Here is a 14,358-nt window from a genome sequence, read left to right on the forward strand (position 1 = left end):
TAATAGGCTGGCAGTTTCAGGTAAGACAACCAAGTGATTATATAATGAACAAAACAGAATTTTACGCGGACTTAAACCGCGACTTTAATGCGCTGATGGCGGGAGAAACCAGTTTTCTGGCAACGCTGGCAAACACCAGCGCGTTGTTATACGAACGTCTGACAGACGTAAACTGGGCCGGTTTTTATTTACTTGAGGACGATACGCTGGTGCTCGGACCATTTCAGGGCAAAATTGCCTGTGTACGGATCCCCGTCGGGCGCGGCGTGTGTGGCACTGCGGTTGCCCGCAATCAAGTACAACGAATCGAGGATGTTCACGCTTTTGACGGGCATATTGCCTGTGATGCGGCGAGTAATTCTGAAATTGTCCTGCCGCTGGTGGTGAAAAATCAGATTATTGGTGTTCTCGACATCGACAGTACCGTCTTCGGTCGCTTTACAGACGAGGACGAGCAAGGCTTACGTCAGCTTGTGGCACAGCTTGAAAAGGTGCTTGCAACGACGGATTACAAAAAATTCTTTGCGAGCGTCGCAGGATAATCAACGGATAACGTAGCATTTACTGATGGCGTCATTATAATGACGCCTGTTCATGCCTGCGCTTGTTGGCTACGTCCGTTGTAATCAGGAAATTTCATGGAAAATCAACCTAAGTTGAATAGCAGTAAAGAAGTAATCGCGTTTCTGGCCGAACGTTTTCCCCACTGTTTCAGTGCGGAAGGTGAAGCGCGTCCGCTGAAAATCGGTATTTTTCAGGATTTGGTCGATCGTGTTGCCGGGGAAATGAACCTGAGCAAAACGCAACTGCGATCTGCTTTACGTCTCTACACTTCGAGCTGGCGTTACCTTTACGGTGTTAAACCCGGCGCAACGCGTGTCGATCTTGACGGCAACCCATGCGGTGAGCTGGACGAGCAGCATGTAGAACATGCTCGCAAACAGCTTGAAGAAGCGAAAGCACGCGTTCAGGCTCAGCGTGCTGAACAGCAAGCGAAAAAACGCGAAGCTGCCGCAGCTTCTGGTGAGAAAGAAGATGCACCGCGCCGCGAACGTAAACCACGTCCTGCCGCGCAACGCCGTAAAGAAGGCGCCGAGCGCAAACCTCGCGCGCAAAAACCGGCTGAGAAAGCGCCAAAAACAGTAAAAGCACCTCGCGAAGAACAGCATACCCCGGTTTCTGACATTTCAGCTCTGACTGTCGGACAAGCCCTGAAGGTGAAAGCTGGTCAAAACGCGATGGATGCCACCGTATTAGAAATCACCAAAGACGGCGTCCGCGTCCAACTGAATTCGGGTATGTCTTTGATTGTGCGCGCAGAACACCTGGTGTTCTGAAACGGAGGCCGGGCCAGGCATGAACATGTTTTTTAGGCTTACCGCGTTAGCTGGCCTGCTTGCAATAGCAGGCCAGACCTTCGCTGTAGAAGATATTACGCGTGCTGATCAAATTCCGGTATTAAAGGAAGAGACGCAGCATGCGACTGTGAGTGAGCGCGTAACGTCGCGCTTCACCCGTTCCCATTATCGTCAGTTCGATCTCGATCAGGCGTTCTCGGCCAAAATCTTTGACCGCTACCTGAATTTGCTTGATTACAGCCACAATGTGCTGTTGGCAAGCGATGTTGAACAGTTCGCGAAAAAGAAAACCGAGTTGGGCGATGAACTGCGTTCAGGCAAACTCGACGTTTTCTACGATCTCTACAATCTGGCGCAAAAACGCCGTTTTGAACGTTACCAGTATGCGTTGTCGGTACTGGAAAAGCCGATGGATTTCACCGGCAACGACACTTATAACCTTGACCGCAGCAAAGCGCCCTGGCCGAAAAACGAGGCCGAGTTGAACGCGCTGTGGGACAGCAAAGTCAAATTCGACGAGTTAAGTCTGAAGCTAACGGGAAAGACGGATAAAGAAATTCGTGAAACCCTGACTCGCCGCTACAAATTTGCTATTCGTCGTCTGGCGCAAACCAACAGCGAAGATGTTTTCTCGCTGGCAATGACAGCGTTTGCACGCGAAATCGACCCGCATACCAACTACCTTTCTCCGCGCAATACCGAACAGTTCAATACTGAAATGAGTTTGTCGCTGGAAGGTATTGGCGCAGTGCTGCAAATGGATGATGACTACACCGTTATCAATTCAATGGTGGCGGGTGGGCCGGCAGCGAAGAGTAAAGCTATCAGCGTTGGTGACAAAATTGTCGGTGTCGGACAAACCGGTAAACCGATGGTTGATGTGATTGGCTGGCGTCTTGATGATGTCGTTGCCTTAATCAAAGGGCCGAAAGGCAGTAAGGTTCGTCTGGAAATTTTACCTGCGGGTAAAGGAACCAAGACCCGGACAGTAACGCTGACGCGTGAGCGCATTCGTCTGGAAGACCGTGCAGTTAAAATGTCTGTGAAGACTGTCGGCAAAGAAAAAGTCGGTGTGCTGGATATTCCGGGCTTCTATGTTGGCTTGACGGACGATGTCAAAGTTCAACTGCAGAAACTGGAAAAACAAAATGTCAGCAGTGTCATTATCGACCTGCGTAGTAACGGTGGTGGGGCGCTGACTGAAGCTGTATCGCTCTCAGGGCTGTTTATTCCTTCCGGTCCGATTGTGCAGGTTCGTGATAACAACGGCAAGGTTCGCGAAGATAGCGATAACGACGGTCAGGTTTTCTATAAAGGCCCGTTGGTGGTGCTGGTTGACCGTTTCAGTGCTTCGGCTTCGGAAATCTTTGCTGCTGCCATGCAGGATTACGGTCGCGCGCTGGTTGTGGGTGAGCCGACATTCGGTAAAGGCACAGTCCAGCAGTATCGTTCTCTGAACCGCATCTACGATCAGATGTTACGTCCTGAATGGCCGGCGCTGGGTTCAGTACAGTACACAATCCAGAAATTCTATCGCGTTAACGGCGGCAGTACGCAACGTAAAGGCGTAACGCCAGATATCATCATGCCTACGGGCAATGAAGAGACGGAAACCGGTGAGAAATTCGAAGATAACGCGCTGCCGTGGGATAGCATTGACGCTGCAACCTATGTGAAATCAGGAGACTTAACGGCGTTTGAACCGGAGTTGCTGAAGGAACATAATGCGCGTATTGCGAAGGATCCTGAGTTCCAGAACATCATGAAGGATATCGCTCGCTTCAACGCCATGAAGGACAAACGCAACATCGTTTCTCTGAATTACGCTGTGCGTGAAAAAGAGAATAACGAAGACGATGCGACGCGTCTGGCGCGGTTGAACGATCGCTTTAAACGCGAAGGAAAACCGGAGTTGAAGAAACTGGACGATCTGCCAAAAGATTACAAGGAGCCAGATCCGTATCTGGATGAAACAGTAAACATCGCGCTTGATTTAGCGCGTCTGGAAAAAGCCAGACCTGCGGAACAGCCTGCTCCCGTCAAGTAACATCAATCAGGCACAAGAAATTGTGCCTGATTTTTTAACAGTGGCAAGATGCCGTAAATCAGATGCTACAAAATGTAAAGTTGTGTCTTTCTGGTGACTTACGCGCTATCCGGACTTGAAAATAGTCACGTAGCCCATACGATGTGGGTATCGCATATTGCGTTTTGTTAAACTGAGGTAAAAAGAAAATTATGATGCGAATCGCGCTCTTCCTGCTAACGAACCTGGCCGTGATGGTCGTTTTCGGGCTGGTACTGAGCCTGACAGGGATACAGTCGAGCAGCGTTCAGGGGCTGATGATTATGGCCTTGCTGTTCGGTTTTGGTGGTTCCTTCGTTTCGCTTCTGATGTCCAAATGGATGGCATTACGATCTGTTGGCGGGGAAGTGATCGAGCAACCGCGTAACGAAAGGGAACGTTGGCTGATCAATACTGTTGCAACCCAGGCGCGTCAGGCTGGGATTGCTATGCCGCAAGTGGCTATCTACCATGCGCCGGATATCAACGCCTTTGCAACCGGTGCGCGCCGTGATGCCTCTCTGGTTGCGGTCAGCACCGGTTTGCTGCAAAACATGAGCCCGGATGAAGCCGAGGCAGTAATCGCTCACGAAATCAGCCACATTGCCAATGGTGATATGGTCACGATGACGCTGATTCAGGGCGTGGTGAACACCTTCGTTATCTTTATTTCTCGTATTCTCGCGCAACTGGCTGCTGGCTTTATGGGCGGTAACCGTGACGAAGGTGAAGAGAGCAACGGCAACCCTCTGATCTATTTTGCAGTCGCGACGGTGCTGGAGCTGGTATTTGGTATTCTGGCGAGCATTATTACCATGTGGTTCTCGCGTCATCGTGAATTCCACGCCGATGCGGGGTCTGCCAAACTGGTTGGGCGTGAAAAAATGATTGCCGCGCTGCAGCGCCTGAAAACCAGCTATGAGCCGCAAGAAGCAACCAGCATGATGGCTTTCTGCATTAATGGTAAATCGAAATCGCTGAGTGAGCTGTTCATGACTCACCCGCCGCTGGATAAACGTATTGAAGCTCTGCGCACGGGTGAATATCTGAAGTAATATGAAGTAAATGCTAAAAAGCGCGTCCTGGTCGACGCGCTTTTTTTATGCCTGGGATCGTGGCTGGGTAATCCGTAACCCACTGACGCAAGCAGCAATCACGGCCAGAATAGCCGCAGTCATCAGCGAGACGTGCGTACCATTATCGCCAAACTGATTTAACATCAGAGCCACCAGAGCCGCGCCGCTACTCTGACCAAGCAGACGAGCAGTGCCTAACATGCCACTGGCACCACCGCTACGTTCGCGAGGGGCGGAGGTGATGATGGTGTGGTTATTGGGTGACTGGAATAAGCCAAATCCGGCGCCGCATAAGACCATTGGCCAGATAATGTTGATATCCGCAGGAGAAGCGGGCAGCAGAACCAGTGAAAACAGACCCGCAGCCATAATGAACAATCCCAAAGCACCAAGTAATCCTGCATGTACGCGTTCTATCAGATAGCCTGCCAGCGGTGCCATCACCATGGTAGCTAACGGCCACGGCGTCAGGAGTAAACCCGTTTCTACTTCACTGCGCCCAAGCACGGTTTGCAGGTAAAAGGGCAGGGAAACCATTGCCAACATCTGTGCGCAGAAAGAGCAAATAGATGTGCAAATAGAAAGTGAAAACAGCGGAATGCGCAGTAAATCCACCGGTAGCAGCGGTACGGGAAGAGCAAGCTGGCGGCGAATAAAGAAAATACCCACGATAACCATTACCGCCAATTCCGCAGCAATCAACGTCAGCGATTGCCCCTGAGCGAAACCACTCAACGCAGTAATAAGCAGGCCGAAGGTTAACGCGTTCATCACGGCGCTGGGCAGATCAAAACGCGGCTTACTGGAGCGAGAACCATTAGGTGGCAGAAAACGCATTGCCAGAAGCAGAGCGATAATACCCAACGGCACGTTGATTAAAAATAACCATTTCCAGGAAGCAAAGGAAAGAATTGCCGCTGCAATTGTCGGACCAGCAGCCGAGGAGACGGCGACAATAAACGAGTTAATACCCATCCCCCTACCCAGAAAACGCTGCGGGTAGATCAGGCGGATAAGTGCAGTATTGACGCTCATCAGTGCTGCGCCGCCGAAACCTTGTATGACGCGCGCCAGGGTGAGCATTTGCAGCGAATCAGAAAGGGCGCAGAACAGCGAAGACAACAGAAAAACCACCAGACCGCATTTATAAATGCGTCGGTAGCCAAACATATCTCCCAGAAACGAGAATGAGAGCAGAGAGACAACAATGGCGATTTGATAGGCGTTCACTACCCAGATTGAGCTGGCTGGCGTGGCATGAAGGTCTGTGGCGATTGTTGGTAAGGCGACGTTGGCGATAGCGCCGTCGAGGACCGCCATCGAAATACCAATAATAATGGTCAAAATCGCGCCGTATCGCTGAGGCAACGGCAGACCATCGGCCTGAACTTTTGGCATAGGAATTTTATATCTTTTGGTAATAATCAACAGGGTTATGATTCTAGCACTGATATTCACTGCGGATGTCGCAGAATTGTAACTAACCGGAAAAAGATGGATTGCGACCACCCAGGCACGAAATTATAATAAAAAACAGTTCTGATTTTTATAAAACACTCGCAATGAGGTGATAAATGGCTAACGCAGATCTGGATAAACAGCCTGATTCTGTATCTTCTGTACTGAAAGTTTTTGGCATTCTGCAGGCGCTGGGCGAAGAGCGCGAAATAGGGATAACCGAGCTGTCACAGCGCGTCATGATGTCAAAAAGCACCGTTTATCGCTTTTTACAGACCATGAAAACCCTGGGCTATGTGGCGCAGGAAGGGGAGTCGGAGAAATATTCGCTGACGCTAAAATTGTTTGAACTGGGCGCCCGGGCGTTACAAAATGTTGATCTCATTCGTAGCGCAGATATCCAGATGCGTGAGCTTTCCCGCCTGACCAAAGAGACCATCCACCTTGGTGCGCTGGATGAAGACAGCATTGTTTACATCCACAAAATTGACTCTATGTACAATTTGCGCATGTATTCACGGGTTGGTCGTCGTAATCCGCTTTACAGTACTGCGATTGGTAAAGTCTTGCTGGCCTGGCGCGATCGTGATGAAGTGAAGCAAATCCTTGAGGGCGTTGAGTATAAGCGCAGTACCGATCGTACCATTACCAGCACGGAAGCGTTATTACCGGTGTTGGATCAGGTGCGCGAGCAAGGTTATGGCGAAGATAACGAAGAGCAGGAAGAGGGACTGCGCTGTATCGCAGTTCCGGTATTTGACCGCTTTGGCGTGGTTATTGCTGGTTTGAGTATTTCCTTCCCGACCCTGCGTTTTTCTGAGGAGCGTTTGCAGGAGTACGTGACTATGCTGCATACGGCGGCGCGTAAAATTTCCTCTCAAATGGGGTATCACGACTATCCGTTCTGATTAGAGGAAGAACCTGTCTGTATAATATTCAGACAGGTTCTGTATTTCGCGTGGGTTAAATAAAGTTACAAATGGCGTAACATAGTACGCTATGGCGATGAATGTGCTTTTTATCTTCGGTTTAAGTAGTTACTTATGCCTTTAACCATTATCTACAACGTTATTGCTTTTACGTAACAGCGGGCAGTCTGTTATCCCGAAAAGCCCACTTTTAGTGTGCAGATATTGTACCGTGCTGGTGCCTCTGGCGGTCAGATAGGAACATTGCAAACCTAACCCTGCGGCATTTTCCTTGCTTCCAATCAGAACGCCATATCCGCTTAGTAATAATCCTGTCCATACCAGTGCTATCAACATAATTGTGCGAATAATGAATCGCATTATGACCTCTTCTCTTTTTTGTTCGCCTAATCGTAGCGGTAATATGGGCTGAAGCAAGCGTATAGTTCCGAAAAAGCACGAATATCGACATAGTTAGGCGCTGTTTAACTAACGCATGATAGTTTAATGACATAAGGTAGTTTAAACGGAGACTGGAGTGAAAAAGTTTCGATGGGGCGTTCTGGTTGTCGCTGTGCTGGCTTGCTTGCTGCTATGGGCGCAGGTATTCAATATGATGTGCGATCAGGATGTACAATTTTTCAACGGAATTTGTACCATCAATCAATTTATCCCATGGTGATATCATTTTTTCAACAGTAGATTTCCTTCCTGTGTAGCAGTGGTAGAATGGCGCCTCTACTTAGAGGTGGTGAAATGAACGAAGTTGTAAATTCAGGCGTGATGAACATTGCGTCTTTGGTTGTATCGGTGGTTGTTCTCGCTATTGGGCTCATCTTGTGGTTTTTCATCAACCGTGCCAGTTCACGGACTAACGAACAGATTGAACTTCTCGAGGCATTGCTGGATCAGCAAAAACGGCAAAATGCGCTGTTACGTCGTTTGTGCGAAGCAAGCGAACCTGAAAAAACGAATGCCAGTGCTGCTGAGAACCAAAAAGCGGCTGAAGATGACGATATCATCCGTCTGGTAGCTGAACGGTAATTCTTCCTCAAATTTGAGTAACCCAGGTGCTGACGGGTTACTCATCTTATCATTCATATATGCACTATAGTGGTGCAATTGATTCAAATTAATACTCTGGTCTGACTTCAATTATTTATCGTGTTATTTATTTCATAATATCGATATCAGAAAAAGATATTTACCTCACTAAGTCATTGGGATGTTTACATCGGAATAGTGATCAATCGCGGTATTGTTTATTAGCGAAACGTTTCTCTTCTCACTTTTTAGTAATTCATCAATTTTTCTTATTTTAAAATAATAATATGCCTTCAGTATAGTTTCTTCATTGTGTTCGTGTTTGTTGTTAACTGACTGTTTTGTGAGGTGAATTTATATAATATTTTATTCGTTATATATCATAAAAAGTGATATCGCTCGCATTGCGTAATAAGTTGTAGTGCTGCTCTGGAAGAACTGAACTTATTGAACTATGTTAGAAACTGCATCAGGTCAAGTATCTGTTTGTAATGGTATGGTTAAGTGCATCGATATATCGGCACGTATTCCGTTGCATAAATGTGCAAAAAAGTGGAAGGCGTATCGAGATTTGTGCGGCTGATCGAGACATGTTTAAAAATGGCTTGCCATAATTAACGTTGTATGTGATAACAGTTTCGGGTTAAACGAGGTACAGTTCTGTTTATGTGTGGCATTTTCAGTAAAGAAGTCCTGAGTAAACACGTTGTCGTTGAATACCGCTTCTCTGCCGAGCCTTATATTAGTGCCTCATGCAGTAATGTGTCAGTTTTATCTCTGTAATGCCTGCGGGCGAAGAAAACAATCTAAGGAATTTTTCAAATGGCAAAGATTAAAGGTCAGGTTAAGTGGTTCAACGAGTCTAAAGGTTTTGGCTTCATTACTCCGGCTGATGGCAGCAAAGATGTATTCGTACACTTTTCCGCTATTCAGGGTAATGGCTTCAAAACTCTGGCCGAAGGCCAGAACGTTGAGTTCGAAATTCAGGACGGCCAGAAAGGTCCGGCAGCTGTTAACGTAACAGCAATCTGATCGAAACCACTGATCTGAAGTGTAAACGCGCTTCAATCTCGCTATAAAGCCTCGTCCAAATGCGAGGCTTTTTACTTTGTTTTATTCACGCTCTTGCCTGCGGATATTTGCCCGACGCGCAATTCGCGTTACACTTGCGGCCTTTAGTATCCTGCCGGAGTTGTCATGTCGTTTTCCTGTCCACTTTGTCATCAGCCGCTATCGCTTGAAAAAAACAGCTATATCTGTCCCCAACGGCATCAATTTGATATGGCGAAAGAGGGATATGTTAATTTGCTGCCCGTTCAGCATAAACGATCCCGCGATCCGGGCGACAGTGCGGAAATGATGCAAGCGCGGCGCACATTTTTAGATGCCGGCCATTATCAGCCGCTTCGTGATGCGATAGTCGCTCAATTGTGTGCTTGTCTTGATGAGCACGCAACGGCAATACTGGATATTGGCTGTGGGGAAGGGTATTACACTCATGCTTTTGCTGAGGCATTGCCGGGTGTGACTACTTTTGGTCTGGATGTCTCTAAGGTTGCGATTAAAGCTGCGGCGAAACGTTATCAGCAGGTTACCTTTTGTGTCGCTTCCAGCCACCGTCTGCCGTTTTCTGATACCAGTATGGATGCCATTGTCCGTATCTACGCGCCGTGCAAAGCAGAAGAATTAGCGCGCGTGGTCAAACCGGGAGGATGGGTCATTACCGCTACCCCGGGACCACGGCATTTAATGGAGCTGAAGGGGCTGATTTACGACGAAGTACATCTACATGCGCCCCATACGGAACAACTGGAAGGTTTTACATTACAGCAGAGCGATGAATTGTGTTATCCGATGCGCCTGCGTGGAGATGAGGCCATTGCGTTGTTACAGATGACTCCGTTTGCCTGGCGCGCCAAGCCAGAAGTCTGGCAAACGCTGGCGGCAAAAGAAGAATTTGATTGCCAGACGGACTTTAATATTCACGTCTGGCAACGAACAAATTAGCCGTGGTAGTGCGTCCAGAGGATCTGGGCGCCAATGCCAATAAGCACCAGCCCGCCAAGAATTTCCGCTTTTTTCCCAATAATTGAACCGATAAAGCGACCCACCATCATACCTAATGTTGACATGATCAAGGTGGCGCAGCCAATCGCCAGAGCAGTAGCAATAATATTAACTTGCAGGAAGGCCAGACCAACACCAACCGCCATGGCATCCAGACTGGTGGCAATTGCGGTAGTTACCAGCAACCAGAAACCGTGACGACGACGCGGTTCTTCATCCTCATCGTCTCCACCACGAAAACCCTCAATAATCATTCGCCCGCCGAGAAATATCAGCAGTACAAACGCAATCCAGTGGTTCCACTCGAGAACAAAACGGCTGGCTAACATGCCCATTCCCCAGCCGATCAGCGGCGTCAGGGTTTCGACAGCACCAAAAATAAGGCCGGTTCGCAACGCTTCAGAAAATTTCGGTTTATGGAGGGTGGCACCTTTACCGATTGATGCAGCAAATGCATCCATCGACATACCAAACGCAAGAAGAACAGTAGCAGTGATATTCATGACAACGTCCTGACCGGGGTATCCATAAAACACATCACCGCCCCCAGCAAACATGCACACATGAACGACAAGAAGCGCCCATGCAGGCATAGCGATTGATGTGCATATGGTCTCGCCTGACTGAAGGTGTTCAGTCCGTACGTGCCACGTTTTGCAACGAGTATGTTGACACGTACATTTCCGGAGTCTGGAAATCGGCTACTCCCCAAATGAGGGCGCAACCTTAACATATATTGAGAATATAAAACAACTGTTGGGATATATTATTTCATTGCATTATTGATAACGATTTTCATTTAGATTTATATATCAATAAAACGTTAAAATAAATAACAAATAAGGGAATGGATAATATAGCCGAAGCTATGTCTGGTTATTAAGAATACACTAAACATAGCTTCGGCTAAATCTATAACTTATTGAGTAGACACGAGAAGTTTATAAATCTTTTCCAGATCGTCGATATTTCGAACGCGGATTAACAAACGGCGCAGTTCTAATTGCATAACCAGTACGCCATCTTCCGATAAGTTCATCGCTTTAATTCGGCGATATTCAATCCAGACATTGGCGAAGAAAAAACCTTGCTGTTTAAAAATGATTTTCGGAACCCGGATCCAGAAAATATAAAAGCCCATTAGCGCCAGTGTACTTAATAACCAGGTGGTTATTTGTGCGCCATGGTTGGTCACATTGTTATAGATAAGAATGACAATCAGCCCGACGAAGATAACGCTATCTATGCGACCGCGCCGGAGCAAAGGAATTGCCAGCAGGGTGGGGCCGTTGCGTCGGGGCATGATGAACTGATCGTATATCGCAAAGGCAAGTAGTGCGGTGATGAACAGAATCAGTACCAGATCCGTGATTGTCATTAATCCTCCAGATAAAAAAACGGGGCCAATAGGCCCCGGTAGTGTACAACAGTATTACAGTCCCAGCAGGCCGCAAGCGTAACCAGCGATACCGATGACGAAGAAGCCAACGATGATCCACAGAGGGTTAACTTTTTTGCGCAGCAGCCACATACAGGCGAAGGTCAGCAACAGCGGCACCAGGCCTGGCATTAACTGGTCAAGAATGGTCTGAACAGTGGTAACGTGCTCTTTACCCGTCTGGTCGGTGATGCGAGAGACAACCAGCGGGATGTTGACATGTGTCCACTTGTTAACCAATGCCCCCATGACAAACAGGCCGAGAATAGACGCCCCTTCCGTCAGTTTTTGCAGGAAGCCGCCACCCATATCTTTAACGATATCGATACCTTTGGAGTAACCATACGCTACGCCGTAGTAACGGGTTGCCAGACGTACCAGGTTAAACAGGATAAAGAACAGCAGCGGACCTAACAGGCTGCCGCTCATCGCGATCCCGGCACCCAGCGCCGCGAATACCGGACGTACCGTACCCCAGAATATTGGGTCGCCCACGCCTGCCAGCGGCCCCATCAGACCTACTTTGATACCGTTGATAGCACCGTCGTCGATCTCTGCGCCGTTAGCACGCTGTTCTTCCAGCGCCAGGGTTACGCCGAGGATTGGCGCCGCCACAAACGGTTGGGTGTTAAAGAATTCGAGGTGACGTTTAATCGCCTGTTTACGGGCATCGTTGTTCTCAGGGTAGAGGCGACGAATCGCCGGAACCATAGAGAAGCAGAAACCCAGTGCCTGCATACGTTCGAAGTTCCATGAACCCTGGAAAAGGTTAGAACGCAGGAAGACGCCACGAATATCACTCGGAGTGAGTTTTTTCTCGGTGGTAGTTTTAGTTGTATCAACCATTTCGCTCACCTGTTAGTCCAGTTCGTTATCGAGATCGTTGTTACCAGCAGCCTGAACAGGCGCACCGGCTACGCGGTTATATTTCGGGCTAAGTTGGATGTAGAGCACTGCCATAACAGTACCAATCACACCCAGAGCAACCAGGTTAAAGTTGGTGAATGCGGCGGTTACGAAGCCGAGGTAGAAGAACGGCATCAGGTAGCCTGCACGCATCATGTTGATAACCATTGCATAACCAACCACCACGATCATGCCACCGGCGATATTCAGACCATTAGTCACCACTTCCGGAATGGCGTTCAGCATGTTCTGAACTTCACTGGTGCCTACAGACAGCGCAACAATCACGGCTGGGATAGCCACACGCATCGCTTGCAGGAACAGAGAAGAAACGTGGATCCAGGAAATTGCCGTCAGATTGCCATTATCAGCCGCCTTATCCGCAGCGTGCTGGAAAGCAACGGTGATGGTACGAACGATGATGGTCAGCACCTGGCCCGCAGCGGCCAGCGGGATTGCCAGCGCGATACCAGCACCGATGCTCTGATGACCGGCGATAACCAGAATGGTAGAAATGATGGAAGCCAGAGCTGCATCAGGCGCAACTGCGGCACCGATATTCATCCAGCCAAGCGCGATCATTTCCAGAGTACCACCGATAATAATACCGGTTTTCATATCGCCAAGAACAATACCCACCAGGGTACAGGCGATTAGCGGACGGTGAAACTGAAATTCATCGAGGATTGATCCCATACCTGCGATACAGGCTACGATAAATACCAGCACAATTTGAAGAGTGGTAATCTCCATTGTACTTCTCCTGTTTACGTAAGACTTAAGTGTGAAAACTGAGTGATAATCAACACAATACGTTACTTATCGATTTTGCTGATCAGATCCATCATTTTCAGTTTCGGATCGGTGGAAACCTTACGGACTTCCAGCTCGATACCACGCGCATTCAGTTTTTTGAACGCTTCGATATCTTTTTCATCAACCGAAACCGCGTTATTCACCTGGGTTTTTCCCTGACGGAATGCCATGCCGCCAACGTTAACAGAGGTAATTTTCACGCCGCCTTCAACGAGGCGCTCAACATCTGTCGGGTTGGTGAATAACAGCATTACACGTTCGCCAGCATATTTCGGGTTGTTGTAGACGCGGATCATCTTGGCAACATCAACCACGTGTGCTGTTACGCCCGGAGGTGCAACCTGGGTGAGCAGTGTCTTACGAACGGTATCCGCAGCCACTTCATCACTAACAACGATAATACGGGAGACATTGGTTTCTTTAGTCCAGCGGGTAGCGACCTGACCGTGAATCAGACGATCGTCGATACGCGCAAGGCCAATAACCATGTAGTCATTTGGTCCCATTGGTTTTGCAGGAGCGGGAGCCGCTTTTGGTGCTGCGGCAGCGGGCGCTGGTGCGGATTTTTCAACCGGTTTGGCTTTCAGTGCTTTCACGCCTTCACGGCCTGTTTCTACAGCCAGCGCCACCAGTTCATCAAAGCCTGGGTCATCATCACGGGCCATTAACGTCTCCACCAGCATTGGAATGTTAACGCCTGCGATCACTTCATAATGCTCTTTGTCGACGACAATACGGCTGGCAGCATTGAACGGGCTGCCGCCCCATGTATCAACGAGAAACAGCACGCCTTTAGTGGTGTCGAGTTTTGCCAACTGAGCGTTGTACTTTTCGATCAGCGTCTCGGCATTTTCACCTGGAACGAAATCGATCCAGCCGACGTTTTCCTGCTCGCCTAACAGCATCTCTGCCGTTTTAAGCAACTGCTCTGCAGCCCAACCATGTGTGCCTATAACAATAGCAATGGTCACTTGCTACCTCCTTTATTATTGTTAACACCTCAACGTGCCAGATGTATTTTTTGAATCGTCGTCCACAATCGAATCGATTCAGATAAGGGTTACAACCAAAAACCCCTGCGTTTCGCGATTTATTTTAGATAGCGAAAAAAATATTTTATGTGATGAAGATCCGTAATTTAACTTTGGATTAGCAAAATTCCGAAAGGTAAAATATCCTCGTTACATTCGTTTGCAAAGGAAGGTAAATCTTTGCCAAATCA

General features: G+C 48.3%; 17 protein-coding genes. 10 read left to right on the top strand and 7 right to left on the bottom strand.

Features of this window, described 5'->3' with window-relative positions; translation table 11 throughout:
- Nucleotides 1–44 precede the first annotated feature (44 nt).
- The 4 genes from msrC (at nt 45) to htpX (ending at nt 4,478) form a co-directional block, all read left to right on the top strand.
- A complete protein-coding gene (gene msrC, locus WES_RS12090) occupies nt 45–542 on the top strand; it encodes an L-methionine (R)-S-oxide reductase (protein WP_001043882.1) in 498 nt (165 codons plus the stop codon).
- Between the two features lie 96 nt (nt 543–638).
- Complete coding sequence (gene proQ, locus WES_RS12085; protein ID WP_000431380.1) at nt 639–1,337, top strand: RNA chaperone ProQ; 699 nt, start codon at nt 639–641, stop codon at nt 1,335–1,337.
- 19 nt (nt 1,338–1,356) lie between these two features.
- Entirely contained in the window at nt 1,357–3,405 is a 2,049-nt protein-coding gene (gene prc / locus WES_RS12080; protein WP_001055792.1) for a carboxy terminal-processing peptidase, read from the top strand.
- Between the two features lie 191 nt (nt 3,406–3,596).
- Nucleotides 3,597–4,478 (top strand): protease HtpX, encoded by an 882-nt coding sequence (gene htpX, locus WES_RS12075; protein WP_000984500.1) that lies wholly within the window; start codon nt 3,597–3,599, stop codon nt 4,476–4,478.
- 45 nt (nt 4,479–4,523) lie between these two features.
- On the opposite strand, the gene WES_RS12070 is transcribed toward htpX, so the two are convergent.
- Nucleotides 4,524–5,897 (bottom strand): MFS transporter, encoded by a 1,374-nt coding sequence (locus tag WES_RS12070; protein WP_016158116.1) that lies wholly within the window; start codon nt 5,895–5,897, stop codon nt 4,524–4,526.
- 176 nt (nt 5,898–6,073) lie between these two features.
- Between WES_RS12070 and kdgR the strand changes: the two genes are divergently transcribed.
- Complete coding sequence (kdgR, locus tag WES_RS12065; RefSeq protein ID WP_001262206.1) at nt 6,074–6,865, top strand: DNA-binding transcriptional regulator KdgR; 792 nt, start codon at nt 6,074–6,076, stop codon at nt 6,863–6,865.
- 141 nt (nt 6,866–7,006) lie between these two features.
- Here kdgR and WES_RS12060 read toward each other — a convergent pair whose 3' ends face one another.
- Entirely contained in the window at nt 7,007–7,246 is a 240-nt protein-coding gene (locus tag WES_RS12060) for a YobH family protein (protein WP_001211004.1), read from the bottom strand.
- A gap of 157 nt (nt 7,247–7,403) precedes the next feature.
- Here WES_RS12060 and mgrB point away from each other — a divergent pair, with 157 nt between their 5' ends.
- The 5 genes from mgrB (at nt 7,404) to rlmA (ending at nt 9,916) form a co-directional block, all read left to right on the top strand.
- Nucleotides 7,404–7,547: a PhoP/PhoQ regulatory lipoprotein MgrB gene (gene mgrB, locus WES_RS0121275; RefSeq protein ID WP_000714530.1), complete on the top strand. Its 144-nt coding sequence runs from the start codon at nt 7,404–7,406 to the stop codon at nt 7,545–7,547.
- Nucleotides 7,548–7,621: 74 nt separating this feature from the next.
- Nucleotides 7,622–7,909, top strand: coding sequence for a YebO family protein (locus WES_RS12055; protein ID WP_001006854.1), 288 nt, complete (start codon nt 7,622–7,624; stop codon nt 7,907–7,909).
- A 666-nt stretch (nt 7,910–8,575) separates the two neighbouring features.
- Nucleotides 8,576–8,692, top strand: a complete 117-nt coding sequence (locus WES_RS0121285; RefSeq protein WP_032141266.1) for a DUF2627 domain-containing protein — start codon at nt 8,576–8,578, stop codon at nt 8,690–8,692.
- A gap of 39 nt (nt 8,693–8,731) precedes the next feature.
- Nucleotides 8,732–8,941 (top strand): transcription antiterminator/RNA stability regulator CspE, encoded by a 210-nt coding sequence (gene cspE, locus WES_RS12050; RefSeq protein WP_001062678.1) that lies wholly within the window; start codon nt 8,732–8,734, stop codon nt 8,939–8,941.
- A gap of 165 nt (nt 8,942–9,106) precedes the next feature.
- A complete protein-coding gene (rlmA, locus tag WES_RS12045) occupies nt 9,107–9,916 on the top strand; it encodes a 23S rRNA (guanine(745)-N(1))-methyltransferase (RefSeq protein WP_016158117.1) in 810 nt (269 codons plus the stop codon).
- Here the strand turns inward: rlmA and mntP are convergent.
- The 5 genes from mntP to manX form a co-directional block, all read right to left on the bottom strand.
- On the bottom strand, nt 9,913–10,479 hold the full coding sequence (gene mntP / locus WES_RS12040) for a manganese efflux pump MntP (protein ID WP_016235190.1): 567 nt from the start codon (nt 10,477–10,479) through the stop codon (nt 9,913–9,915). The genes rlmA and mntP overlap by 4 nt on opposite strands.
- Before the next feature lie 416 nt (nt 10,480–10,895).
- Nucleotides 10,896–11,354 (bottom strand): DUF986 family protein, encoded by a 459-nt coding sequence (locus tag WES_RS12035; protein WP_016158120.1) that lies wholly within the window; start codon nt 11,352–11,354, stop codon nt 10,896–10,898.
- A 54-nt stretch (nt 11,355–11,408) separates the two neighbouring features.
- Nucleotides 11,409–12,260: a PTS mannose transporter subunit IID gene (gene manZ / locus WES_RS12030; protein ID WP_001516270.1), complete on the bottom strand. Its 852-nt coding sequence runs from the start codon at nt 12,258–12,260 to the stop codon at nt 11,409–11,411.
- A gap of 12 nt (nt 12,261–12,272) precedes the next feature.
- Entirely contained in the window at nt 12,273–13,073 is an 801-nt protein-coding gene (gene manY, locus WES_RS12025) for a PTS mannose transporter subunit IIC (RefSeq protein ID WP_000406930.1), read from the bottom strand.
- Between the two features lie 62 nt (nt 13,074–13,135).
- Complete coding sequence (manX, locus tag WES_RS12020) at nt 13,136–14,107, bottom strand: PTS mannose transporter subunit IIAB (protein WP_000150535.1); 972 nt, start codon at nt 14,105–14,107, stop codon at nt 13,136–13,138.
- Nucleotides 14,108–14,358: the final 251 nt, after the last annotated feature.

The sequence above is a fragment of the Escherichia sp. KTE31 genome, assembly GCF_000407925.1.
GTDB lineage: Bacteria > Pseudomonadota > Gammaproteobacteria > Enterobacterales > Enterobacteriaceae > Escherichia > Escherichia ruysiae.